Consider the following 22,869-nt stretch of genomic DNA (forward strand, 5'->3'; position numbering starts at 1 on the left):
GCACACCACGGGAGGGCGGCATATCCGCCCTCGATCTCCGGAGGGTGTGCATGCGTATATCCAATTCAGGCTTGGTCAACGGCCTGACGTCCGCGGTTCCCTCACTTTCCCCCGCGCAGCCGGACCCCTGCTCCGGCCGTGAGCGCGCGCGTGCCTTCCCCATCCCCGATCACCCCCGCCGTTCCCGTTCCGTCGTTACGGGAGCCGGACGGGCCGAGATCGTCGCGGACACCGACGCGCCCGGCCGCCTGAACTTCCTGGAGGTTGCTCGATGATGAACATCGCCATGGTCTCGGTCCAGGAAAGCCCCCTCGGAACCGCCGATGAACTCGGCGACGGCCTCGGGCCGCATATGGCCGAACTCGCCCGAGAACTCGGCCGGCAAGGACACCGGGTCACCGTCTACACCCGGCAGGACGGGCGCGACCCACGGGAGCGGGTGCGGTTCGCTCCCGGAGTCACCGTGGAACAGCTGACGGTCGGCCCCGCCCGCCCGCTCGCCGATGACGAACTGCTGCCGTACCTCGCCGACTTCGGCGCGAAGCTCGCGCGGCGCTGGCACGGCCGGCGCCCCGAGGTGGTCCACGCCCACCACTGGGTGAGCGGCCTGGCCGCGATCGCCGGGGCGAACGGCCTCGACATTCCCGTCGTGCAGTCCTTCCACACCCTGGGGACGACTCTGGCCCGGACCGGGCAGCCGGTCTCGCCGACCCGGGTCCGCCTGGAGAAGGCCATCGGCCGCAGCGTGCGCGCGGTCGTCGCCACGACCGAGAGCGAGGGGACCGAACTCGTACGGCTGGGCGTTCAGCGCCGCCAGGTCACACTCGTGCCCTCCGGCGTCGACGTGGAGAAGTTCTCCCCGAACGGCCCGTCCCTGCCCCGCGGCGAGGCGGCGCGTCTGGTCACGCTCATGCGGCTCGGCCGGCACCAGGGCGTGACCTCGGTCATCCAGGCACTGGCCCGGATACCGGGTGCCGAACTCGTCGTGGCCGGCGGCCCGGACCGGGAGGATCTCGAGACCGACGAGACCGTCCACCGGCTGCGGATCAAGGCCAAGGAGGCCGGCGTCGCCGACCGGGTGACCTTCATCGGCCGGGTGTCGGCCAACGACGCCCCGAAGCTCCTGCGCTCCGCCGACCTGACGATCAGCGTTCCGGAGTACGAGACGGTCGGCCGGGTGCCGCTGGAGTCGATGGCCTGCGGGACGCCCGTCGTCGCCTCCCCTGTGGGCGGCCACCTCGACTCGGTCATCGAGAACGTCACGGGCATCCACGTCCCGGCCGACCGCCCCATGGAGATCGCCCACCGTGTCCGGGCCCTGCTCGCCGACCAGACACAGCGGACCGCCCTCAGCATCGGCGGCGTGGACCGGATCCGGTCCCGGTTCGCCTGGGAACGGGTCGCGTACGAGACCGTCAAGGTCTACCAGTCCCTGCAGCCCGTGCCGCAGCCCGTCCTCGCGGGCGTCACGGCCGGCGCCGGGGATGAGGACGAGCAACTCTGACAGAGGTTCGATGGGCTCCACACCGGCATCCGGATCTTCGGCACGGGACGAGACGCCCCGGAAACGCATCGACCGCGAACTCATCGAGATGCTCCAAGAGCTGCGCGTCATCGTGGCCGGGGTGCAGTTCCTGTTCGCGTTCCTGCTGACGCTGCCGTTCTCCAGCGGGTTCAAGCGGGTCGGCCACGCCGGGCAGTGGGTGTTCTACCTGTCGCTGATCACGGCGGCGTGCGCGTCGATCTGCCTGATGGCCCCCGCCGCCCAGCACCGGATGCTGTTCCGCTCCGGCCGGAAGGACCTGCTGATCACCCGGTCGAACCGGTACGGCATCGCGGGCACGCTGGCCCTCACCGTGTCGATGTCCAGTGCCGTGGCCGTCGCCGCAAGGGGGTTCTTCTCCTCCACGCTGGCGGCCGTGACGGCCGCGGCGATCGTGGCGGTCGCCGCGTGGGCGTGGTTCGTCCAGCCGCTGCTCACCCGGCACCGCGTCCCCACCCGGATCGAGGAGGAGGCCGACCGCGGGGAGGAGGAGGACGCGCCGGACAACGGCCCGACCCGGCCGCCCGTGATCGACTGACGCAACGACGAAACCGCCCTCGTGCGCGGCAGGAGGGCGGTTTCGCGGCTGGTCGAGGTCGGTACGCGGCTGATCAAGGTCGATACGAGCAGCCGGTCGAGGTCAGTCCGCGGCTGGTCGAGGTCGGGCGGCCGGTCGAGATCAGTACGAGCGGCCGAAGATGACCCGCTTGCCGTACGCGGACGGCTGCCCGCAGCGGAAGCAGGACCCGGTCTCCTCGGGCGCCTCGAGCGGGACCACGCGCGGCGTGGCCGCCGTGTCGGCCTTGATCTCGTCCTCGCACTCCGTACGGCCGCAGTGCAGGACGCGCGCCCAGCCCTCGGCGACCTGGGTGCGGAAGGAGTCCCAGTCGTCGACGTCGGCGGTGTGCTCGTCGCGGTACTGCTCGGCTCGGGTGTACAGGAATGCCTGGAAGTCCTCGAGGATGCCGGGCAGCACCTCCGGGACCCGGTCGAGCGGGATCTGCTCCTTGCCCTGGTCGCCGAGGCGGCGGGCCAGCGTCACGACGCCTGCGTCGAGGTCGCGGGCGCCGATCTCCAGCCGGATCGGGACGCCGCGCATCTCCCAGTCGTTGTACTTGAACCCGGGGCGGAGCTGGGTGCGCTCGTCGACGTGCACGCGGATGCCGGCCTTCTTCAGCCGGTCCGCCAGCTCGCGCGCCGCGGCGACCGTGCGCTCGGCGACTTCGTCACGGCCGATCGGCACGATCACGACCTGGTACGTCGCGATGCGCGGCGGGAGCACGAGGCCCTTGTCGTCGCCGTGCGTCATGATCACGCCGCCGATCATGCGGGTGCTCATGCCCCAGGACGTGGTGTGGGCGTACACCAGCTCGCCCTGGTCGTCCTGGTACTGGATGTCGAAGACCTTGGCGAAGTTGGTGCCGAGGTAGTGCGAGGTGCCGGCCTGCAGGGCCCGGCCGTCGCGCATCATGCCCTCGATCGAGTAGGTGCGCACCGCCCCGGCGAACCGCTCGCTCGGCGTCTTCTCACCCTCGATCACCGGCATCGCGGCCAGCTCGCGGGCGACGCCCGCGTACGCGTCCAGCGCCCACATCGTCTCGCGCATCGCGTCGTCCTCGTCCGCGTGCGCCGTGTGCCCCTCCTGCCAGAGGAACTCGGTGGTGCGCAGGAACATGCGGGGCCGCAGCTCCCAGCGCACGACGTTGGCCCACTGGTTGAGCAGCAGCGGCAGGTCGCGGTGCGAGTCGATCCACTTGGCCATGTACTCGCCGATGACGGTCTCGGAGGTGGGCCGCACGACCAGCGGCTCCTCCAGCTCCTTGCCGCCGGCGACCGTCACGACGGCCAGCTCGGGCGAGAATCCCTCGACGTGCTCGGCCTCGCGCTTGAAGTACGACTCCGGGATGAACATCGGGAAGCAGGCGTTGCCGTGCCCGGCCTCCTTGATGCGGCCGTCGAGGTCGGCCTGCAGCAGCTCCCACATGCGGTAGCCGTACGGCCGGATGACCATCGTGCCCCGCACCGGGCCGCGATCGACCAGCTCGGCCTGGACGACGACCTCGTTGTACCAGGCGGAGAAGTCTTCAGACTGAGGAGTGACACCTTCCCGACTCACGCAGCCGAGGGTACCGGCCCTGGGACGGTCACGTGGACAACCCGGGAGGACAGCCCCGTGATGACGGACCCTTTACACCGATCACATCCTCACTCGGTCTACCGTACAACTCGTGTCAGACGAGTCCCCAGGCGAGGCAGAGCAGAAAAAGCCCGCCAAAAAGCGGTCATTTTGGCGCGAACTTCCGATTCTTCTCGGAATCGCCCTCGTGCTGTCTCTGCTCATCAAGACCTTCCTGGTTCAGGCGTTCTTCATCCCGTCGGAGTCGATGGAGCGGACCCTGCACGGCTGCGCCGGCTGCACCGGGGACCGGATCCTCGTCTACAAGGCCGGCTACCGGTTCCACGACCCGAACCCCGGGGACATCGTGGTGTTCCGCGCCCCCGGGTCGTGGGAGCCGGAGACGCGGATCGCCCAGTCGAGCAACCCGCTGCGGCGCGCGGCCGGCTGGGTCGGCGGGCTGTTCGGCCTGCCGCAGGCCAACGAGAAGGACCTCGTGAAGCGCGTGATCGCGGTGGGCGGCCAGACCGTCCAGTGCTGCGACTCGCAGGGCCGGGTGCTCGTCGACGGTAAGCCGCTCAACGAGCCGTACATCTTCGAGGACGACCACAAGCCGTTCGGCCCGGTGAAGGTCCCGGCCGGCCGCCTCTGGGTGATGGGAGATCACCGGGGCGACTCCGCCGACTCGCGGTTCCACATGCAGGACGGCTATCAGGGCACGATCCCGGTGAAGAGTGTGATCGGCCGGGCCTTCGTGATCGTCTGGCCGCCGTCCCGCTGGAACACGCTGGGCAAGGACTGACCGTACGGCCGCAGCGCCCGTACGGCGTGGCAGCCGTGAGGGCCGTACGGGCGTCGCGGCCGGAAAATCCGTTGGCGTCCCCGGTGCGATGCCGGAGACTGGGCGACCGTGGGCCACGTCGAAGTCGCGCATCTGAGCCATGTCCTTCCCGACGGCCGGGTGCTGCTGGCCGACGCCTCTTTCCGGGTGGCCGACGGAGCGGTGGCCGCCCTCGTCGGGCCGAACGGCGCGGGCAAGACCACGCTTCTCCGGCTCGTAGCCGGCGACCTCGAGCCACAGGGCGGCACGATCTCCCGCAGCGGCGGCCTGGGCGTGATGCGGCAGTTCATCGGCAGCATCCGCGACGAGACGACCGTCCACGACCTGCTCGTGTCCACCGCTCCGCCGCGTGTGCGCGAGGCCGCCGTGGCTCTGGAGCAGGCCGAGCTGGCCATGATGGAGCGCGACGACGAGCCCACCCAGATGCGCTACGCCCGGGCGCTCACCGAGTGGGGCGACGCGGGCGGCTACGACGCCGAGGTGCTCTGGGACGCCTGCTGCGTCGCCGCGCTCGGCACGCCGTACGACCGGGCCCGGTGGCGCGACGTGAAGACGCTCTCCGGCGGGGAGCAGAAACGCCTCGTCCTGGAGGCGCTCTTCCGCGGTCCCGACGAGGTGCTGCTGCTCGACGAGCCCGACAACTACCTGGACGTGCCCGGCAAGCGCTGGCTGGAGGAACGGCTGCGCGAGACGCCGAAGACCGTGCTTCTCGTCTCCCACGACCGCGAGCTGCTGGCCCGCGCCGCCCGGCAGATCGTCACCGTGGAGGCCGGGATCGTCTGGGTGCACGGCGGCGGCTTCGCGACCTACGCGAAGGCGCGGCGCGACCGCAACGAGCGGCTGGAGGAGCTGCGCCGACGCTGGGACGAGGAGCACGCCAAGCTGAAGGCGCTCGTCCGGATGTTCAAGCAGAAGGCGGCGAACAACTCCGACATGGCGTCGCGCTACCAGGCCGCGCAGACGCGGCTACGGCGGTTCGAGGAGGCCGGGCCGCCGGAGATCCCGCCGCGCGACCAGAACATCAAGGTCCGCCTGCGCGGCGGCCGGACCGGCAAGCGCGCCGTCGGCTGCGAAGGGCTGGAGCTCACCGGCCTGATGCACCCGTTCGACCTCGAGGTCTGGTACGGCGAGCGCGTGGCGGTCCTCGGCTCCAACGGCTCCGGCAAGAGCCACTTTTTGCGCCTGCTGGCCGGGGAGGACGTCGCGCACACGGGCACCGCCCGGCTCGGCGCGCGGGTCGTCCCAGGGCTCTTCGCGCAGACCCACACCCGCCCGGACCTGCAGGGCCGTACCCCGGCCGAGATCCTCATGACCGAGCACGCCCGGCTGCGCGACGAGGCGATGGCCGCGCTGGCCCGATACGAGCTCCAGTACTGCGGCGATCAGCCGTTCGAGACGCTGTCCGGGGGCCAGCAGGCCCGCTTGCAGATCCTGCTGCTGGAGCTGAGCGGCTGTACGCTGCTGCTGCTCGACGAGCCCACCGACAACCTCGACCTGGCCAGTGCCGAGGCGCTGCAGGAGGGTCTGGAGGCGTACGAGGGCACCGTGCTGGCCGTCACGCACGACCGGTGGTTCGCCCGATCGTTCGACCGCTTCGCGGTCTTCGGCTCGGACGGGACGGTCTACGAGTCGGCCGAGCCGGTGTGGGACGAGGCCAGAGTGGCGCGCCCCCGCTGAGCCGGGTGGGCGCGCCGTGGCCGGGAATGCCTGCCGAGCCTGAGGAGACGCGCCCTTGTCCGTGACACTGGCGGCGATCATCATCGCCACCGTGGTGGCCGCCTTGGCGCTGTCGCGGCGCGGCCGTGACGCGCACTCCCCAGAGCGGCGCAGCGGTGACACGCACTCGCCGGAGCCGCCCGTGCGGCGTTCGGAGGATCGGCTCGCGGGCGCGGGTCCGGAGGATCCGGCAGGGCGGCGTTCGGGAGATCGGCACGCAGGCGCGCGCCCAGAGGGTCCGACGGTGCGCCCCGGGCCCTGGCATCGGCGGCTCCCGTGGTCCGCCCGGCCGGCGTGGGGCGGATGGAAGGGGCATCCGCTCGTCTCCCTGGCCGCCGTCACCGCGCTGATCTTCCTGAACCAGGTCCTGTTCACCGTCTATGTCATCCGGGTCCATCACGGCAGCCCCTCCTTCATCGCGCGGTACCTCCCGACGGGCTGGTTCGCAATCGCCGACGCGCCGTGGGTCGAGGCGGCGGCCCGGTGGTTCCCCGCCCCCACGGTGCTCGCGCCCAGTGTGCTGAGGGTGCAGGCATTCTTCGAGCTCCCCTTCGTCGTCCTCGCGTACCTGACGGTGTGCCGGTGGTTCTCCGGGTCCGTGTACCGGCGCGCGCTCCGGCTCGTGCCCTGGGCGGCGGCGTCGTACACGGTGACGTTCGGCCTGATCGAGTGGTCGCTGCGCAACCCGTACACCTGGGACGACCTCGCCATCCGGGCCGCCGCCGGGCTGATCGTGCCGCTGTGGACCGCCCGCCTGTCCCGTGACGCCGCCGATGACGCGTGGGGGCTGCCCGGACTCCTCGTCTTCGCCGCCTCCACCCTGGGACTGGGCCTGCTCATCCTCGTCGTGTACGACACCGCGCTGCTCTACAACCTCGGACACCTGGTGGCGCGGCTGCCGATCGCCGTGGCCGCCGGGACGGTGGTGGCCGCGGCCCGCGCCGCGGCGCGCGTCGTGCCGAAGCGCCCGCCGGGCCGTGGCGTCGGCTCCATCGCCAGGTCCTTCGGGTGGTTTCTCGTGCTGTTCTTCGTGCCCGCCCTCCCGGTGCGGTACGGCCTGAACTTCGGCACCGCCTACCTGTCGGCCGGCGCCGGGGTGCTCATCGTCGTGGCGGCCACCTGGTACGGCGTGCGCGACGCTTTCGCCGCGACGCCCGGCGAAGTCGGGGCGTGGGTCCGGCAGATGGCGGTGGCCGTCGCCGCCGGCCTGTGCGGCGGAGCCGCAGGCCTGCTCCTGCCCGGCGGTCACACCGAGACGCGCGTGCTGCAGGGCGGCGCGGCGTTCTTCGTCTGCGCGGTCGCCGCGTGCGCCCTCCTCGACCGGCGATACGCGCGTGCCGGACGCCCGGTGAACGCGGAACGGCCGGCACAGGCGGATACGGATTCCCGGTGACGCCAGAGAGCCGGGAGGTCAGCCGGCGGCGGGGAGGGTCAGGTCGAACTCCACGTCGACCTCGTCGGCGAGCTTGAGCGCGCCGAGCAGGGCGGAGTACGGCTTGATGCCCCACTGCGTCTGGACGACGGCCACTCCGCCGTGGACCCGGTCATCGTCCACGGCTCCGCGGATCGCGATCGGGTGCGTCCGTCCCATGATCATCAGCTCGCCGGTGAGCGTGAACGCCTCGGGGGCACCCCCCACACCGGTCGACCGGAAGCTGATCTCCGGGTGCTCGGCGGCCCGGAGGATCTTCTCGCGCGCGGTCTTCTCGATCTCGGCGCGGTCGGAGTCGGTCAGCGGCTTCACGCCACCGGTGCCCTCACGCACCTTGAGCGAGTCGACCTCCGCCGACACGGTCACCGACAGGCTCGCGGGATCCGCCGGGTCGACGACGGCCTCACCGGACCAGCGGGTGACCTCGATCGTCAGGTCGTGGCCCACCTTGCGGCCGACTCCGCTACGCGAGGTGCGGAGCAGGAGCCGTCCGGTCTGCGGCCCGAGCGTGTAGGTCCCCGCGGTCAGCGCCATGACACCAGGGTACGTCCGGGACCCGCCGGGTCCGCGGTCACGCGGAGGCGCCCGGACGGGCGCCTCCGGTTCGAGATTCTCAGCTTCACAGGTCCACGTCTCAGTGCGGGGCGGTCAGGCCGATCTCACGGACGATCTCGCCGATGGTCCGGAACTCCTTACCCTCGGGCAGCCTGGAGATCGCCTCGACCACCGAGCCGGGCGCTCCCTTGCTCCGCAGATGAGCGAGCAGCCGCCGTCGATCGGCGGGGAACTCGCTCGGCGGCAGGTGCCGGCTGAGCTCCGCCCTGCGGGCTACCTCGGCGGGCGACGGCCTCGGCGGACGTGCCGCGGCGTCCGCGCCCGTGCCGCCGTGCTCCGCCTGCGCCGATCCGCTTCCCTTGATCAGGTTCTTCGCCTCCTTCCGGAGGCGCTCGTCTTGGGCCGTACCCTGCTTGTCGCTCTCGCGCTGCATGGATGACCTCACCTTTCGCCATAGCCCCCTCTCAGGCGCTCCCCCGGCACGCTGACGTTCCGGTCCGACCCCCCGGATGGGGAACGCCCGAGATCATCGACTTGAAGCCGGGCAGTCGCTCTGCGTGACCACCCCCTCAAGCCGCCCTACCCGACCAGGGCAGTCACGAATCCTGGCCGGCACCAGCGTGATCACCAGCCGTCGGCCGTCCTGGAGGGTACGAAGACGGCAAGTGCGGCGGCCTGCTTGGTGATGATCACGGTTCCCTCGGCGGCGCCGACCTCTCCGTCCCGGGTCAGCCGCAGGGAGCCGTGGGCGCCGGCGAGCTCGACCTTGCCCGCCGACCACGCGCTGTAGTCCGGCACCAGCCGCAGGTGCCCGAGGAACAGTGCCACGACCGCGCGGATCCGGCTGATGTGGCGGCGCGCGCCGATCAGCCGGATGTCGAGCACCCCGTCGTCGAGGCGCTCGCGCCAGGTCGGCGCGACGCCGTGTGCGCCGTAGCGGCCGTTGCCGATGAACGCGAACCACACGCGCCTGCGGCGGCCGTCGACGTACACGTCCGCCGGTTCGGTGTCGCGGAGCACGCGGACGGCGGCCACGACGAGCGCCGGCCACTTGCCGAGCCGGCCCTCCAGCCGCTCGCGCCGCTGAACGAGCTCGGTGTAGGCGCCGAAGCTCGCGGTGTTGAGGAAGATCTCGCCGCCGGCCCGGCCGACGTCCACGCGCACAACGCACCCGGAGCGGTAGGCCGCGACCGCGTCGGCGACGGTGTGGACGCCCAGCGCCCGCGCGAAGTGGTTGAGCGTCCCTCCGGGGATGACCAGCAGGGGCAGGTCGTGGTCGAGGGCCACTCCGGCGGCGGCCCGGATCGTGCCGTCGCCGCCGCAGGCGCCGAGCACCGCGGCGCGTCCGGCGGCGTCCTTCAGCATGGCGGCCAGGTCGGCCCCAGACTCGACGATCTCCGCGGCCGGAAGCCGCTCCTTGAGGACCCGGGTCACGTCACCGTTGCCCGCGTCCGGATTCACGACCACGACGAGGCCCTCGCCGTCCTCCGAGACGCCGGGGACCGCCTCGGCCGGCACCGCCCACCGCGCGCTCGCCGATCGGGGCATGGTGGGCCACAGCAGCCGGGTGCCGAGGCCGGCGGCGGTGCCCAGCGCGACCCCGGCCAGCACGTCGCCCGGGTAGTGCGCACCGGTGTGGATACGGGAGAAGGCCACCGCCGCGGCCGTGATCCCCACCGGCACGGCCACGGCCGCCGGCGCCTCCAGCGAGATCCCCGTGGCGAACGCCGCCGCCGACGCCGAATGGCCCGACGGGAACGACGGGGACGTCGGCAGCCGCCACGGCGAGCGGATCGAGGGGATGAGGGTGACCCCGACCCGAGTGACGACCGGGCGCGCCGACGGGGTGAACAGCTCGATCAGCGGGCGGGGGCGGCGGAACGCCTGCTTGCCCACCAGATTCGCGAGCGGGCTGGCCAGGCCGATCGCGATGACCCCGCGCAGCGCCGCCCGGCGCAGCCGCGGCTGCCGGGTGAGCGCGAGACCCCCGGCGACGCCGCCCCACAGCACCGAATGGTTCGCGATCCTGGAGAGCCGAGGGAGGATGTACTCGAGCCCGGGCAGTTCGGCCGCCGCGACCGCGCCGAAAGCGCGCTTGTCCAGCTCTCTCGCTCGATTCAACAGGGACATGAACCGGTGTATCCCCGTTGCTCACCGGATCACGCCAAAGATCACATTCTTGGCACTGCATCTGCCGGTTGGTCGTTCCCGCGCCCCGGACTGCAATAGGCTGCTCCGCATGAGTCACCCGGAACGGCTCGGAGCCTCGGGTGGCGGGCAGGTCAGCGCGATCGCGGAGCCCCCTCACATGAATGGGAACCCCTCGCTGGCCGAGTTCGCCACGCGTAATGGGCTCAAGCAGAGCGCCGCGCGTCCCCCCATCGGTCCGTACATCCGCCAACTCTGGCAGCGACGTCACTTCATTTGGGCGTTCGCCTCCGCCAAGAGCGTGGCGATGTACACCGAGTCGCGTCTCGGCCAGCTGTGGCAGGTGCTCACCCCCCTGCTCAACGCCCTGGTCTACTACCTGATCTTCGGCCTCCTGCTCGGCCGCAAGAGTGACGTGACGCACTACATCCCGTTCCTGGTGATCGGGATCTTCTTCTTCCACTTCACTCAGCGGTCGGTGACCTCGGGCGCCAAGTCGGTTCAGACCAGTATGTCGCTGATCCGTGCCCTGCACTTCCCGCGGGCGACGCTGCCGTTCTCGTACACGATCGTCGAGTTGCAGCAGCTGTTCGCGGCCATGCTCGTGCTGGTCGCCATCATGTTCGGCTTCCAGGAGTGGCCCACGTGGGAGTGGGTTCTGATCATTCCGGTGCTGCTGCTGCAGCTGATGTTCAACATCGGCGTCAGCCTGGTGGTCGCCCGCATCGGCGCCTTCGTTCCCGACCTCAGCCAGCTGCTGCCGTTCATCCTGCGCACCTGGCTCTACTTCTCCGGGATCATGTTCTCGATGTACGCCCTGGCGGGGAAGGTCCCCGGCTGGGTCCTCAAGCTCATGGCGGCCAATCCCGGATCGGTCTACGTCGAGCTGGCCCGCCGCGCACTGATGGGCTCCTATCGCAAGGACCTGCACAAAATGCAGGGCACCTTCGAGAAACAGTGCCACGCCCAGGCGTTCACGACGAAGCAGATCGCCAAGGCCACCAGTGCCTGTAAGGAACACGCCTCGCTCGCCACGACGAACCACATGATCTGGTACTACGCCGTGGGCTGGGCCGTGGTCGCGTTCGTGGTGGGCTTCTGGTTCTTCCACCGCGCCGAGGAGAGGTACGGCCGTGGCTGACGCCGTCAAGGAGAAGATCAAGGTGTCCGGAGCACCCGACGGGTCGGCTCCCCCTGTGGTGATCGACCCGAACCGCGATCCCATCGTGGTCGTCGACGACCTGCACATCATCTACCGCGTGTACGGTGCGGGCGGGAAGGGCAACGCCAACAGCGCGCTCAGGCGCATGCTGCGCCGGGAGCACCGCCCGTCGATGAAGGAGGTCCACGCGATCCGCGGGATGTCCTTCATCGCGTACAAGGGCGACGCGATCGGCGTCATCGGCACCAACGGCTCGGGCAAGTCGACGCTTCTGAAGGCCATCGCCGGGCTCCTGCCGCCGCAGCGCGGCGGTGTCTACACCGAGGGCCAGCCGTCGCTGCTCGGCGTCAACGCCGCCCTGATGAACGACCTGACCGGTGAGCGCAACATCGTGCTCGGCTGCCTCGCGATGGGCATGCGGCCGGACGAGGTCAAGCAGAAGTACGACGAGATCGTGAAGTTCGCCGGTCTCAAGGAGGGCTTCATCCAGCTGCCGATGAACGCCTACTCCTCCGGCATGGGCTCGCGGCTGCGGTTCGCGATCGCCGCGTCCAAGTCGCACGACGTGCTGCTGATCGACGAGGCCCTGGCCACGGGTGACGCGAAGTTCCGGCGCAAGAGCGCGGCCAAGATCGACGAGCTGCGTGAGGAGGCCGGTGCGGTCTTCCTCGTCGCCCACCAGCTCGACTCGATCAAGGAGATGTGCAACCGGGTCCTCTGGGTCGACGAAGGCCGGTTGGTCATGGACGGTGACACCGACACGGTCGTCGACGCCTACATCGAGGCCACCGGCAAGTAGGGCCTGCCGCGAGAAGCCGGGAAGTTCCGGGGAACGGCTTCTCGAGCAGGCTCACGCCGAGTCATCCACACGCCGACGGGGTCGGCCCAGTAATGGGCCGACCCCGTCGGCGTCTCAGTCGTCGGTGGACGCCGTCGGATCGTCGGGGTCCGGCACGCTGCCGTTCAGCTGGTAGTGGGTCTGGGCGGCCTGCCAGAGCCGCGCGAAGTTGCCCTGGTAGGCCCCGTAGATGTCCGCACCCTCGATGGTGATCATCGTCTCGTCGTTGTGCCGCAGGGCCGGCTCGGTGTAGTTCGGGCTACCGGTGATCACGACCTTGCGGGTGCGCCCGGCGTACGTGCCGTCGATCAGCACGTACTTGGAATGGGCGAAGGCGTCGACCTCGTCGCCGTCCCCGTCGAAGTACAGGTAGTGGCTGTTCAGCAGTTGCGGTCCGCCGTCCTGCGCGAGGATCTCGTGCGCCCGCGCGCTGAGGTTCGTGTAGATGACGCGGACGTCGCAGCCCTGGTGGGAGAGCGACCACAGCCGCTCGGCGACGGCCGTACGGCTGAGGTTGAAGGTCGTGACGCGCACCGCGGTGCCCCGGGCGCAGCCGACGTGACCCAAGAGCTCGTACAGGGTGTCGGTCTTCGGCGAGTCGCCCGCACGCGGGAACGTGTACGCCGTGACGCGCCCGCTATGGGCGACCCGGTAGTGGTCCCGCTCGTGACGCCGGGCCGCCAGCGCGGCGAAGTAGCGCCCGTACGCCCGGTAGAGCCGTGCGTCGCTGATCGTGAAGGCGTTGTTCCAGGCGTTCACGCGGTTGCGCGTCGTCAGGTTGGCCGAGGACTGCACCACGACGTCGCGCGCCCGGCCGGTGCGGGAGAACAGGAAGAACTTGTTGTGCATGATCGTGTCGCCGATGCACCCGCCGCGGCAGGCCACCACCCACGATGAGTTCTTGCGGCTGGTGCCCAGGGCGCGTTCGACGCTTCGGTAGGCGTCGTTGTCGCGGGTGCTCGCGTCGACGACGAGCTGCACGCGCGCCCCGCGCTTCTTGGCGTCGATCAGGGTCTGGGCGAACGCTTTGGACGTGAACATGAACACCGCGATCTGGATCAGCGCCCCGCGGGGAGCGCCGGCCGTCAGCTGGTTGACGTGGTGCGCGATGGCGTTCTGCTCCTCCGCCGATCCGGAGGGGACGTTGAACACCGCGGACGGCCGCATCGCGGCCATCGGAACGGTCCCCGCCGGAACGCCGGACATCGCGGCCATCGGAACGGCCCCGTGCGTACCGGATCGATCCGGTACGGCCCGGGCCGGCGGGGAGATGCTTCCGAGGGCGACCGCACCGACGGCGGCCATGGCGGCGATGGGGCGTCCACGCATGTTCGGTTCTCTCTTCGTCGCTGGGGGGCCGACCACCTGACTTCCGGCACACGCCCAGATCTCAGCTGATTTACGATCACGCACTGTAGCGCCTTGGTCACACAAGTCACATGGATTACCGAAGAAAAGCCACGGATGCGGTCCTGTGCGTCAACTGCCGCTGGCCGCACGGCCAAGATCGATCTACTTTCAAGGAAGGAACCTCTGCACGGGGAAGGTCCAATGCCGGATCGGCGTCCTCTGTCCCGACACGACTTCCTCCATCCCTCCCGTTCCGTCACTCCGCTCTCCTCCCGTCCCGCCGGTCCGCGCGACGCCGCCGAACCGCTCGCCCGGCGGTGAAGGTCGTCGAGGTACGGGGCCTGGTGAAGGTGTACGAAGGCCCCGGCAAGCGGCACGTGCGCGCGCTCGACGGCGTCGACCTGGCGACCGGACGGGGCGAGTGCGTCGTCCTGCTCGGCCCGCCCGGCTCCGGTAAGACGACCCTGCTGCGCGCCATCGCCGGTCTCGAGGCCCCGACCGCGGGCGAGGTCCACCTCGGCGGTCACCTCATGAACGGCCTGCCGCCGCGGATCCGCCGGGTCGGCCTGGTGGCCGCCTCGCACGCCCTGTACCCCCACAAGTCCGTGCGCGGCAACATCGAGTTCCCCCTCAAGGCCGAGCGCGTGCCGCGCGGCACGCGCGAGCGCAAGGCCCGCTGGGCCGCCGACCTGCTCGGCATCGCGCACCTGCTGGACCGCCGCCCCGGCCGGCTGTCCGGAGACGAACGCCGCCGGGTGGCCCTGGCCCGCGCCGTGGCCCGGGAACCGGCCGTACTGCTGCTCGACGAGCCGCTGTCCGGTGTGGACGCGCGGTCGCACACCGCCGCCCGCGACGAACTGCGGGCGCTACAGCGGCGTCTCGGCACCACGATGATCTGCGTGACGCACGACCAGGCCGAGGCGATGGGCCTCGGCGACCGCGTCGCCGTGCTGGACGCCGGGCGGTTCCGCCAGGTCGGCACGCCTCAGGACCTGTACGACGAGCCGGTCGACACGTTCGTCGCGACGCTCATCGGCACGCCACCGATGAACCTGGTGCCGCGCGGCGACCGGCTCATCGGCTTCCGGCCCGAGCACCTGCTGCCCGCCGAGGAGGTCCCCCCGGATCGGCGGGTCACCATGCCGCTGCGCGTCGACCGGATCGAGTACCTGTCGGGCGACCGCCACGTGTACGGCACGGTGACGCGGATCGGCCCGGAGACCCGGGTGATCGCACGGCTGCCCGCCACCGTCACCACGCCCCTCGCCGACGGGCAGACCCGGGAGTTCGCCGTGCCCGGTGACCGGGTGCGCTTCTTCGACGCCGAGTACGGGAACCGGACGGCGCCCGTACGGATCGGCGGGTGAGGGGCATGGCCGCCGAAGCCGCACCGGGAGCTCGCCGGGGCGACCTGGCGGACCGGCAGGGTCTGATGACCTGGGTGTTCCTGCTGCCGTCGGTCGCGTACCTCGGGGCGCTCGTCGTCGTGCCGCTCGTCCTCGCGGTGGTGCTGGCGTTCTCCGCGGCGACCGCCGACCGCCCCGCGTACCGCCTCACCGGCGCGCGGTGGTTCACGACCGTGCTGTCCGAGGGCGTGTTCTGGCGGGCGCTGGGCGACACGCTGCTGGTCACCGGCGCCTCGACGATCCTGGTCGTGCTCGGCGGTCAGATCCTGGCCCACGTCCTGCTGGCCCGGTTCCGCGGCCGATGGCTCGTCCGGCTGCTCGTACTGCTGCCGTGGACGACGCCGGCGGCGCTGTCGGCGACCTCCGGGCGGTGGCTGCTCGACTCGGCCGGTTCCCCGGCCGGGTGGCTCCTGCGCGCCGTCGGGATCCCGCCCGGCGCCTCCTGGCATGAACGGCCCGTCGTGGCGATGGGCGCGGTCGTCGCGGTGCAGGCCTGGCGGCTGACGCCGCTCGCCGCGGTCGTCATGGCGGCCGGGCTGGCGGCGATCCCCCGCGACGTCCGGGACGCCGCGCGCGTCGACGGGGCGGGCGCGGTGCGGCGGGCGTTCGACGTGACGATCCCCCTCACCCTGCCGTCCATCGCGGTCGCCGCGCTCCTCACCGCCACACTGGCGTGTGCCGACGTCACCGTCGTGAACGTGCTGACGCACGGCGGCCCGGGATACGCGACCCAGACGCTCGCCACCCTGTCCTACGCCCGCGGAGTCGAAGGCGGCGCACTCGGGCGGGGAGCGGCGATCGCCGTCCTGCTCCTGCCACTGCCACTGGCCGGAGCGGCGAGCCTGCTCCGCGTCGTACGACACCAGAGTGTGGATCGGTGAGCGTCACCGGCGGAGCGGCCACCCGCGTCGTCCGAGACCGGAGGGCGGACCGGTGAGCGTCACCAGCGTGTCGGCCACCCGCGTCGTCCGAGACCGGAGGGCGGACGGATGAGCGTCTCGGGCGGAGCGGCCGCCCGCGTCGTACGACGCTGGGGGGCGGATCGATGAGCGTCACCGAGGGGCTGGCCGCGCGGACGGCGGCGCGGGAACTGGCCCGGCAGCGGCGACGATACAGCGTGCGCCATGTGCTGGCGCGGTCGGCGCTCTACGCGACGGCGGTCGGCGCCGCGCTCCTGTGTGCGGTGCCGTTCCTGTGGAGCGCGGTCACCGCCGTCCGGCGGTCGTCCCCGGATGAGGCGGGTGTCGTGGCGCATGTACGCCTCCTGCTGCGATCCACCCCCTTCCCGGCGTTCGTGGGGAACACACTGGTCGTCGGCGTGCTCGTCACGGTGTTCACGCTGCTGGTCGCGCTCCCGGCGGCGTACGCGCTGACCCGTCCGCGGTGGGGCGGCGCCGTCGGCCGGACGATCGCCGTCCTGGTGCCGGCACCGGCCGTGGTCCTCGTTCTGCCGTTCTCCTGGGCCGCGCACGAACTCGGCCTCGGGCCTTCTCTCGGGGCGCTCGTGCTCGTCCAGCCGACGCTCACCATCCCGGTGGCGGTGCTGCTGTTCGGCGGTTTCCTCCGGGCGGTCCCCGCCGGCATCGAGGACCAGGCACTCGTGGACGGGCACGGCCGCGTCGCCGCGTTCCTGCGGGTCGTGCTTCCCCAGCTCGCACCCGCGATCGCCGCGGTCGCGGTCCTGGCGTTCACTCTGTCGGCCGGGGACTTCGTCTACGCGCGGGCGCTGGCCCCGGTGGACCCGACGGTGGCCACCGGGATCCCCGCCCGGCTCGGTTCCGGGGAGCCGTGGGCGGTGACGCAGACCGGCGTCCTCCTGGTGGCGGTCCCCTTGGCCGCCGCGGTCGATCTCGTCCTGGGGAGGATCATCGCGGCCGCGGCGGGCACGGCTGGTAGGACTATGGCGTAACCGTCGAACCGAGCGAGGAGATTGCCATGGCGGGTCGGCCACCACTGCCCCATGAGTTCCTGCCCGAGGTCCCGTCCTTCACGGTGACCAGCGACGACGTGGCGCACGGCGAGCAGATGTCGAACGCGCACGTCTTCAACGACTGGGGATTCACCGGCGAGAACCTCTCCCCGCACCTGAGCTGGGCGGGGTTCCCTCCGGAGACCAAGAGCTTCGCCGTCACCTGCTACGACCCGGACGCCCCGACCGGCAGCGGGTTCTGGCATTGGGTCCTGTACGACCTGCCCGCGTCGGTGACCGAGCTGCCGACCGGGGCGGGCGGCGGTGACTTCAAGGGGTTGCCCGAGGGCGCCAAGCACGGCCGCAACGACTACGGGAACAAGGAGTTCGGCGGGGCCGCCCCGCCGCCGGGCACGCCGCACCGGTACGTCTTCACCGTGCACGCGCTCGACGTCGAGGAGCTGGGCGTGCCCGAGGACGCGTCGCCCGCCGTCGTCGGCTTCAACATCACCGCCCACACCCTGGCCCGCGCCCAGGTCGCCCCCGAATACGGCCACTGACGGCAGTGGGCCGGCCCCGCTCGTACAGAGCGGTGCCGGCCCGCCGGGTCCGTTCTGGACGTCTACTTTCGGGACCCCGACGGCAGCCTCATCGAGGTCTCGGCGTACCGACCTCCCGGGCGGACGCGTTCGTGGGGCCGCACCACGGGTACGGCCCCACGGTTCGCCCGGGGACGGCTATGGCATCCGGCCGGTCACAGGGACGGGCCGGTGGCGACGACGTCGTGTGCGGTGACGTCCCCGCCCGGGACGATGCCCTCGAATGGGAACCGGTCGCCGAAGGCCGGTCGAAGATCGGTCAGCCAGACGGCCTCCGGGTCGTACTTGGCGAAGAACGGCCGGTTGACGAACTCCGGGTCGCGGCACTGGATGAAGTGCAGGACGAACAGCTTCTCCCCGCCGATCTCGGCGACGCCGTCGACGCACACCTTGCCGGGCGTCGCGGACATCGACGGGCCGCGTACGGTGCGGCAGAGCCCCGAGACGTTCTTGTAGGCGTCGCGGAAGATCTCGTATGCCCGGGCGAGCGGTACGGCGAAGTAGTCCTGCGGTCCGGTGTCACGTTCCACGAACATGTAGTAGGGGATCATGCCCATCCGCAGCTGTCGCCGCCACATGGCCTCCCATGTCAGGGGCATGTCGTTGATCGTGCGGATGAGCGGCGCCTGCGTACGGATGACGGCGCCGGTGTTGATGATGCGCCGGGTCGCCTCCGACACGAGATCGGACTCGAGTTCGCGCGGGTGGGTGAAGTGCGCCATGAACGCGAGGTTCTTGCCCGCGTCGACGACCTTCTCGAACAGGCGGAGCGTGTCGTCCGCGTCGGGGTCGGTGACCCAGCGCTGCGGCCAGTACGCCAGGGCCTTGCTGCCGATCCGGATCGACTCGAGCTGCTCCAGCTCCAGCAGCGGCTCGATGTAGCGGCGGAGCACGGGCTCGCCCATGATCATCGGGTCGCCGCCGGTCATCAGGACGCTGGTGACCTCCGGGTGGGCGAGCAGGTAGCGCTTGAGCTGCTCGACGTCGTCGCCCGCCATCTTCAGGTCGGGCTCGCCGACGAACTGCGCCCACCGGAAGCAGTAGGTGCAGTACGCGTGGCACGTCTGCCCCTGCTTCGGGAAGAACAGCACCGTCTCGGGGTACTTGTGCTGTACCCCGGGCACCGGCTCCTCTTTGAGGGTCGGGATGTTGAGCTGCAGCTGACCCGCCGGGTGCGGGTTGAGCTTCATGCGCACCTCGTGGGCGGCGGCGTCCACCTCGGCTTTAGGTGCTCCCCGGCGCAGCAGGTCGGAGATGCGGGCGACATCCTCCGCGGGGAGCATGTCCTCCTGCGGGAAGACGAGCCGGTACATCGGGTCCTCCGGAGCGGCGGACCAGTCGATCAGCTCGTCGACGACGTAGCTGTTGGTACGGAACGGCAGGACCGTCGCGACCGCCTGGATCGCCAGGCGTTGCTCGGCGGTCAACCCTGCACGAGCGGTGAGCTCGCCGAGGTGCTTTGCCGTAAAGGCGCGGAACCTGCGGCCGGTGGTGTTCACCGCGGCCGGCGCCGCGTCGTTGACCAAGGTCACGTTGACGTTACTCCTCCGAGTCGACGGGAAACGCGCGCGCGACGCCTGTCGCATCGGGTCTCATCGGGACCCGCCGCAGGCGTCCGCTGTCGGGGTTCGCCCTCCTTCACGGTCAGGCCGCGACGCCATCACGCCGCAGCTCGCCACGCTCCCCACCCCTATTGAACCGTTAAGCCCCGTTTCTTACCTATTCGGTACCCGCACTTGGGCTTTTCGATACTCAACAGCCGGCATCGCTGAACGATCAACGTCTGAGCAGCCGCGGAAGTGCCAGAGCGACACGCGGAGCCCAGTTCGTGATCTTGCCCGAGCGCTGCGCCATACTGCCGGGGACGGATCCCACCTGCGACAGCGGTCACCGTGGCCAGCGGTGTCCCTGCCGCCCCACGAGGAGAGGTCGTGGGCAGACACCGCAAGCGCCGCGCATCACCCCGGCTGAGCCGCAGGATCGCGCTGCTCTCAGCCGGTCTGCTCATCCCCGGCACGGGCGGTGCCGTGCTCGCCGCGACCGCCCACCTCGACCAGCACGCCGCTCCCTCGGCCCGGTCCCGTCCCGACTCCCGGTCCGGCGCGGCGATGACGGAGCTCCCCGGCCCGCGCACCCAGGCCACCGCCGCCCGGCCCGCGCCCGCCGCGCCGTCGGCCACCGCGTCGCCGGAGGCGACCGCCTCGCCCGCACCCGCCGCCAAGCTCACGTTCGCCCCGTACGCCGACGTGCTCAGCTGGCCCCCGCTGGACTTCGCCAGGACCGCGGCGCGGACCGGCGTACGGGACTACACCGTCGGCTTCGTCGCGGCCGGCGACGGATGCACCGCGACGTGGGGCGGCACCACGCCGATCGCCGACCCCGTCGTCCACAGGCGACTCTCGAAGATCCCTGGTGAGACCATCGTCTCCTTCGGCGGCCCGCACGCCACCGATCTCGCCCACGGCTGCCCCGACGTCGACGACCTGACCGCGCGGTACCGCTCCGTGCTGGCCGCCACGGACACGCGGCAGATCGATTTCTTCCTGACCGACGCGGCCCTGGCCGACGCCGCGTCGGCCGGGCGCCGCGCCCAGGCGCTCGCCCGGCTCCAGCACGACGACCCGGGCCTCCGCGTGTCCTTCACGCTCCCGCTGCACCGCTCCGGCCTCACGGACACCGCGCTGGCCGCGCTGCGCGGCGCCGCGGCGGCCGGGGCCGACGTCTCGATCGTCGACCTCCTCCCGGCGGGCGGCACCGGACCCGCCCTGATCTCCGCCGCGACCGCCGCCCACGGCCAGCTGCAGCGGCTCTACCACCAGGACGCCGCCACGACGTGGCGCCGGATGGGCATCGCGCCCGTGATCGGCGTGGCGGACACCGGCGTCGGGTTCCAGTCCGCCGACGCCCAGCAGGTCCGCGCCTGGGCGGCCGCCCGCGGGCTGGGCCGCCTGTCGATGTGGTCGATCACCCGGGACATCCCCTGCACCCTGGACACCACGGCCAAGAACGACACCTGCAGCGGGCTGGACGAGGATGCCGGCGTGTTCTCCAGAATCTTCCAGGGATCGTAAGAACACGGCACTACGCGGCTTAAGTCCGCCGCAGGGTAGTCCCCAGCAGCCGGTACCGGATACCTATGCTGGAAGTCGAGCGGGGGATCCGAAGAAGGTGAGAGTGAGCTCGTCCGAGCGTTCACGTGACCAGGGGACGGTGCCGGCGTTCGTGCCGCCCCTCGCTGCCGTCGCGGGCGTCGTCTACAGCTCCTGGATCCTGCAGTTCCTCCTCAACCCGCACCTGGACGCCGTCAACGGGTACGTCAGCGAGCTGTCCGCCAGCGATCAGCCCTACCACGGGCTCTTCTCCGGCGGTGACTTCCTCGCGGGCGCCTTGTCGATCACGGTCGCGGCCGTCGTGCTGCGCCGGCTCCGGCCGCGCGGCTGGGCGCTCGCCGGGTGGCTCGCCCTGCTGCTGTTCGGGATCTTCTCGATCGGCGACTCCCTGTTCGCGATGGACTGCGCGCCCAACTCCGACCCGACCTGCGCGCTGCGCGAGCGGGCCGAGAAGGTCTCCTTCGCCCATGAGTTCCACTCGGTGACGAGCACGCTGGTCGTCACGAGCGGAATCATCAGCCTCATCGCCCTCACCATCGCCGCCCGCCGGTACGGCCGCTGGCCGGTGCTCGCCCGCTGGAGCTGGCCGGTCATGGTCGTGGAGACCACGACCGCGCTGGCCACGCTGCCCCTGATGTACTTCGGCCTGACGCTGGGCGTCATGGAGCGAATCCAGGTGACCGTGATCTCGGTGTGGCTGTTCGTCATCGCCGTCGAGCTCTACACCGGGCGGCGCCGCGCCCGCGCCCGCGCCCGCAGGCGGATCGTCACCCGCCCCATCCGGCGGACCGGAGACACGGCCGTACGGGAGAAGGCCACCAACCCGTGAACGGCCGCCTGCCCGGCGAGATCGTCACCGTCGGCGGAGACCGCCTGCACGTCGTCTCGGACGGAACCGGATCCCGTCCCCTGCTGCTGAGCGCCGGGCTCGGCGGCGCCTGGTTCGACTGGATCCCGGTCGTCCGGCTGCTCCGCGGCGAGCGCCGCACGATCGCCTTTGACCGCCCGGGCCTCGGCGGCAGCCCTCCTGTACGGCGCACCGGCACGCTCCGCGCGGAGGCCGACCGGCTCGCCGCGCTGGCCCGGTGGGCGGGCGCGCCCGTGACCGTGGTCGCGCACTCGTTCGCCGGGTTCCACGCCGAGGCGTTCGCGCGGCTCCACCCGGACCTGGTCGCCGGCATGGTCCTCGTCGACCCGAGCGCGGAGCCCGGGACGCCGAGGTTCGCCGACCCGCTGACCCGCCTCGCACCCCTCGCCCGCCTCGCCGGTACGGTCGCCGGCGTGAGTGGTTTCGCCCGGCTGGCCGGGCCCACCGTCCACGGTGTGGCGATGCGGATGATGAGCGCGCGCGGGAACGTCGCGCCACCGGAGTTCGTCCGCGCCGTCTGCACCCGTGGGCACGTCCTGGGGACCTTCCTCGCCGAGGACACCACGTACCGCCGGATGGCCGCCGACCTGCTCATCCTGCGGCGGCACCGGGCGTTCCCCGACATCCCCCTGTGCGTGATCACCGCGCTCGGCGACGTGCGCGGCACCGGCGAGAAGTGGCGGCGGGCGCACGCCGCCCTGGCCGGGCTCAGCCCACGAGGGCGGCAGGTCGTCCTCCCCGACGTCGGGCACCTGGTGCAGGTCGACCGGCCCGACGTCGTCGCCCAGGCGGTGCGCGACCTGTGAAACCGCTCGTGCTCGTCCTGATCGCGCTGCTCGCGCTGTTCGCGGGCTCGTGCGGCAATCCGGTGCGCAAGGTGTCGGAGAGCTCGCTGCTCAACGCCACCGCCACGGGCACGGCCGACGAACTGCGCGGCATCGGGTACACCGTCCGCTCGCGCATGAACTGCCGGACCCTGTCGGCGGACACTCTGTCGGTCGTCCGGGTGCGGTGCGTCGGCCGTACGGACCGCGGCGAGCCCGTCCGGGTGGACGCCGTCGCCTACCAGGCCGACTCCGCTCACCCACGCCAGGACTACGTGATCACCGTGAGCGGCCGTGAGGTCGTCCGCCGGCCGTGCCTCGGCCAGGGCTGTCAGGATCCCGAATGACGGGCCGAGCCGAAAGACGCGCCGACGCGCCCGCCGAGAGGCGGAACGAGACCCGGTCCGACGGGCCGGCCGGGAGGAAGGCCGACGAACAGGCGGGGAGGCAGA

The 22,869-nt window shown here is 71.4% G+C and carries 21 protein-coding genes; 15 read left to right on the forward strand and 6 right to left on the reverse strand.

The window, feature by feature from the left end; translation table 11 throughout:
• Positions 1–271: 271 nt before the first annotated feature.
• Together AB0I04_RS27250 and AB0I04_RS27255 are read left to right on the forward strand one after the other, a co-directional pair.
• Positions 272–1,504 (forward strand): glycosyltransferase, encoded by a 1,233-nt coding sequence (locus tag AB0I04_RS27250; protein WP_360890088.1) that lies wholly within the window; start codon positions 272–274, stop codon positions 1,502–1,504.
• A gap of 10 nt (positions 1,505–1,514) precedes the next feature.
• Entirely contained in the window at positions 1,515–2,081 is a 567-nt protein-coding gene (locus AB0I04_RS27255; protein ID WP_360890091.1) for a DUF6328 family protein, read from the forward strand.
• A gap of 141 nt (positions 2,082–2,222) precedes the next feature.
• On the opposite strand, the gene proS is transcribed toward AB0I04_RS27255, so the two are convergent.
• On the reverse strand, positions 2,223–3,659 hold the full coding sequence (gene proS, locus AB0I04_RS27260) for a proline--tRNA ligase (protein WP_360890094.1): 1,437 nt from the start codon (positions 3,657–3,659) through the stop codon (positions 2,223–2,225).
• 112 nt (positions 3,660–3,771) lie between these two features.
• On the opposite strand from proS, the gene lepB reads away from it, so the two are divergent.
• The 3 genes from lepB (at position 3,772) to AB0I04_RS27275 (ending at position 7,609) form a co-directional block, all read left to right on the forward strand.
• Positions 3,772–4,461 carry a signal peptidase I gene (gene lepB / locus AB0I04_RS27265; protein WP_360890096.1) on the forward strand — a complete coding sequence of 230 codons (690 nt, stop codon included), beginning with the start codon at positions 3,772–3,774 and terminating at the stop codon, positions 4,459–4,461.
• Positions 4,462–4,569: 108 nt separating this feature from the next.
• A complete protein-coding gene (locus AB0I04_RS27270) occupies positions 4,570–6,177 on the forward strand; it encodes an ATP-binding cassette domain-containing protein (RefSeq protein WP_360890099.1) in 1,608 nt (535 codons plus the stop codon).
• A gap of 55 nt (positions 6,178–6,232) precedes the next feature.
• A complete protein-coding gene (locus AB0I04_RS27275; RefSeq protein WP_360890102.1) occupies positions 6,233–7,609 on the forward strand; it encodes a hypothetical protein in 1,377 nt (458 codons plus the stop codon).
• Between the two features lie 18 nt (positions 7,610–7,627).
• Here AB0I04_RS27275 and AB0I04_RS27280 read toward each other — a convergent pair whose 3' ends face one another.
• The 3 genes from AB0I04_RS27280 to AB0I04_RS27290 form a co-directional block, all read right to left on the reverse strand.
• Positions 7,628–8,182: a YceI family protein gene (locus AB0I04_RS27280; RefSeq protein ID WP_360890105.1), complete on the reverse strand. Its 555-nt coding sequence runs from the start codon at positions 8,180–8,182 to the stop codon at positions 7,628–7,630.
• A gap of 100 nt (positions 8,183–8,282) precedes the next feature.
• Positions 8,283–8,636 (reverse strand): DUF2795 domain-containing protein, encoded by a 354-nt coding sequence (locus AB0I04_RS27285; RefSeq protein WP_360890108.1) that lies wholly within the window; start codon positions 8,634–8,636, stop codon positions 8,283–8,285.
• 191 nt (positions 8,637–8,827) lie between these two features.
• A complete protein-coding gene (locus AB0I04_RS27290) occupies positions 8,828–10,333 on the reverse strand; it encodes a diacylglycerol kinase family protein (protein WP_360890111.1) in 1,506 nt (501 codons plus the stop codon).
• 109 nt (positions 10,334–10,442) lie between these two features.
• Here AB0I04_RS27290 and AB0I04_RS27295 point away from each other — a divergent pair, with 109 nt between their 5' ends.
• Together AB0I04_RS27295 and AB0I04_RS27300 are read left to right on the forward strand one after the other, a co-directional pair.
• The gene (locus AB0I04_RS27295; RefSeq protein WP_360890114.1) at positions 10,443–11,492 is read left to right on the forward strand and encodes an ABC transporter permease; all 1,050 of its coding nucleotides are present in this window, start codon (positions 10,443–10,445) and stop codon (positions 11,490–11,492) included.
• 55 nt (positions 11,493–11,547) lie between these two features.
• The gene (locus AB0I04_RS27300; RefSeq protein WP_360890411.1) at positions 11,548–12,312 is read left to right on the forward strand and encodes an ABC transporter ATP-binding protein; all 765 of its coding nucleotides are present in this window, start codon (positions 11,548–11,550) and stop codon (positions 12,310–12,312) included.
• 114 nt (positions 12,313–12,426) lie between these two features.
• Here the strand turns inward: AB0I04_RS27300 and AB0I04_RS27305 are convergent, their stop codons facing one another.
• Positions 12,427–13,680, reverse strand: a complete 1,254-nt coding sequence (locus tag AB0I04_RS27305; protein WP_360890117.1) for a phosphatidylserine/phosphatidylglycerophosphate/cardiolipin synthase family protein — start codon at positions 13,678–13,680, stop codon at positions 12,427–12,429.
• A 338-nt stretch (positions 13,681–14,018) separates the two neighbouring features.
• Between AB0I04_RS27305 and AB0I04_RS27310 the strand changes: the two genes are divergently transcribed.
• The 4 genes from AB0I04_RS27310 (at position 14,019) to AB0I04_RS27325 (ending at position 17,576) form a co-directional block, all read left to right on the forward strand.
• Complete coding sequence (locus tag AB0I04_RS27310; protein ID WP_360890120.1) at positions 14,019–15,068, forward strand: ABC transporter ATP-binding protein; 1,050 nt, start codon at positions 14,019–14,021, stop codon at positions 15,066–15,068.
• Positions 15,069–15,073: 5 nt separating this feature from the next.
• The gene (locus AB0I04_RS27315) at positions 15,074–15,988 is read left to right on the forward strand and encodes a sugar ABC transporter permease (protein ID WP_360890123.1); all 915 of its coding nucleotides are present in this window, start codon (positions 15,074–15,076) and stop codon (positions 15,986–15,988) included.
• 164 nt (positions 15,989–16,152) lie between these two features.
• Positions 16,153–17,016, forward strand: coding sequence for an ABC transporter permease subunit (locus AB0I04_RS27320; RefSeq protein WP_360890126.1), 864 nt, complete (start codon positions 16,153–16,155; stop codon positions 17,014–17,016).
• A 26-nt stretch (positions 17,017–17,042) separates the two neighbouring features.
• Positions 17,043–17,576 (forward strand): YbhB/YbcL family Raf kinase inhibitor-like protein, encoded by a 534-nt coding sequence (locus AB0I04_RS27325; RefSeq protein WP_360890129.1) that lies wholly within the window; start codon positions 17,043–17,045, stop codon positions 17,574–17,576.
• Positions 17,577–17,770: 194 nt separating this feature from the next.
• Here the strand turns inward: AB0I04_RS27325 and AB0I04_RS27330 are convergent, their stop codons facing one another.
• Positions 17,771–19,147 (reverse strand): lysine 2,3-aminomutase, encoded by a 1,377-nt coding sequence (locus tag AB0I04_RS27330; RefSeq protein ID WP_360890131.1) that lies wholly within the window; start codon positions 19,145–19,147, stop codon positions 17,771–17,773.
• 399 nt (positions 19,148–19,546) lie between these two features.
• On the opposite strand from AB0I04_RS27330, the gene AB0I04_RS27335 reads away from it, so the two are divergent.
• The 4 genes from AB0I04_RS27335 (at position 19,547) to AB0I04_RS27350 (ending at position 22,764) form a co-directional block, all read left to right on the forward strand.
• Positions 19,547–20,686, forward strand: a complete 1,140-nt coding sequence (locus tag AB0I04_RS27335; protein ID WP_360890134.1) for a hypothetical protein — start codon at positions 19,547–19,549, stop codon at positions 20,684–20,686.
• A gap of 103 nt (positions 20,687–20,789) precedes the next feature.
• Positions 20,790–21,554: a DUF998 domain-containing protein gene (locus tag AB0I04_RS27340; protein ID WP_360890137.1), complete on the forward strand. Its 765-nt coding sequence runs from the start codon at positions 20,790–20,792 to the stop codon at positions 21,552–21,554.
• On the forward strand, positions 21,551–22,399 hold the full coding sequence (locus AB0I04_RS27345; protein WP_360890140.1) for an alpha/beta hydrolase: 849 nt from the start codon (positions 21,551–21,553) through the stop codon (positions 22,397–22,399). Before AB0I04_RS27340 ends, AB0I04_RS27345 begins: the two co-directional genes overlap by 4 nt.
• On the forward strand, positions 22,396–22,764 hold the full coding sequence (locus AB0I04_RS27350) for a hypothetical protein (protein WP_360890143.1): 369 nt from the start codon (positions 22,396–22,398) through the stop codon (positions 22,762–22,764). The genes AB0I04_RS27345 and AB0I04_RS27350 overlap by 4 nt, the downstream gene beginning before the upstream one ends.
• Positions 22,765–22,869: the final 105 nt, after the last annotated feature.

This window comes from Actinoallomurus sp. NPDC050550 (genome assembly GCF_040655075.1).
Lineage (GTDB): Bacteria > Actinomycetota > Actinomycetes > Streptosporangiales > Streptosporangiaceae > Actinoallomurus.

Coding starts and splice junctions, on each gene's coding strand:
- AB0I04_RS27250 (WP_360890088.1), top strand. CDS start 272: ATGATGAACATCGCCATGGTCTCGGTCCAGGAAAGCCCCCTCGGAACC.
- AB0I04_RS27255 (WP_360890091.1), top strand. CDS start 1,515: ATGGGCTCCACACCGGCATCCGGATCTTCGGCACGGGACGAGACGCCC.
- AB0I04_RS27280 (WP_360890105.1), bottom strand. CDS start 8,182: ATGGCGCTGACCGCGGGGACCTACACGCTCGGGCCGCAGACCGGACGG.
- AB0I04_RS27285 (WP_360890108.1), bottom strand. CDS start 8,636: ATGCAGCGCGAGAGCGACAAGCAGGGTACGGCCCAAGACGAGCGCCTC.
- AB0I04_RS27290 (WP_360890111.1), bottom strand. CDS start 10,333: ATGTCCCTGTTGAATCGAGCGAGAGAGCTGGACAAGCGCGCTTTCGGC.
- AB0I04_RS27295 (WP_360890114.1), top strand. CDS start 10,443: ATGAGTCACCCGGAACGGCTCGGAGCCTCGGGTGGCGGGCAGGTCAGC.
- AB0I04_RS27305 (WP_360890117.1), bottom strand. CDS start 13,680: ATGCGTGGACGCCCCATCGCCGCCATGGCCGCCGTCGGTGCGGTCGCC.
- AB0I04_RS27315 (WP_360890123.1), top strand. CDS start 15,074: ATGGCCGCCGAAGCCGCACCGGGAGCTCGCCGGGGCGACCTGGCGGAC.
- AB0I04_RS27320 (WP_360890126.1), top strand. CDS start 16,153: ATGAGCGTCACCGAGGGGCTGGCCGCGCGGACGGCGGCGCGGGAACTG.
- AB0I04_RS27325 (WP_360890129.1), top strand. CDS start 17,043: ATGGCGGGTCGGCCACCACTGCCCCATGAGTTCCTGCCCGAGGTCCCG.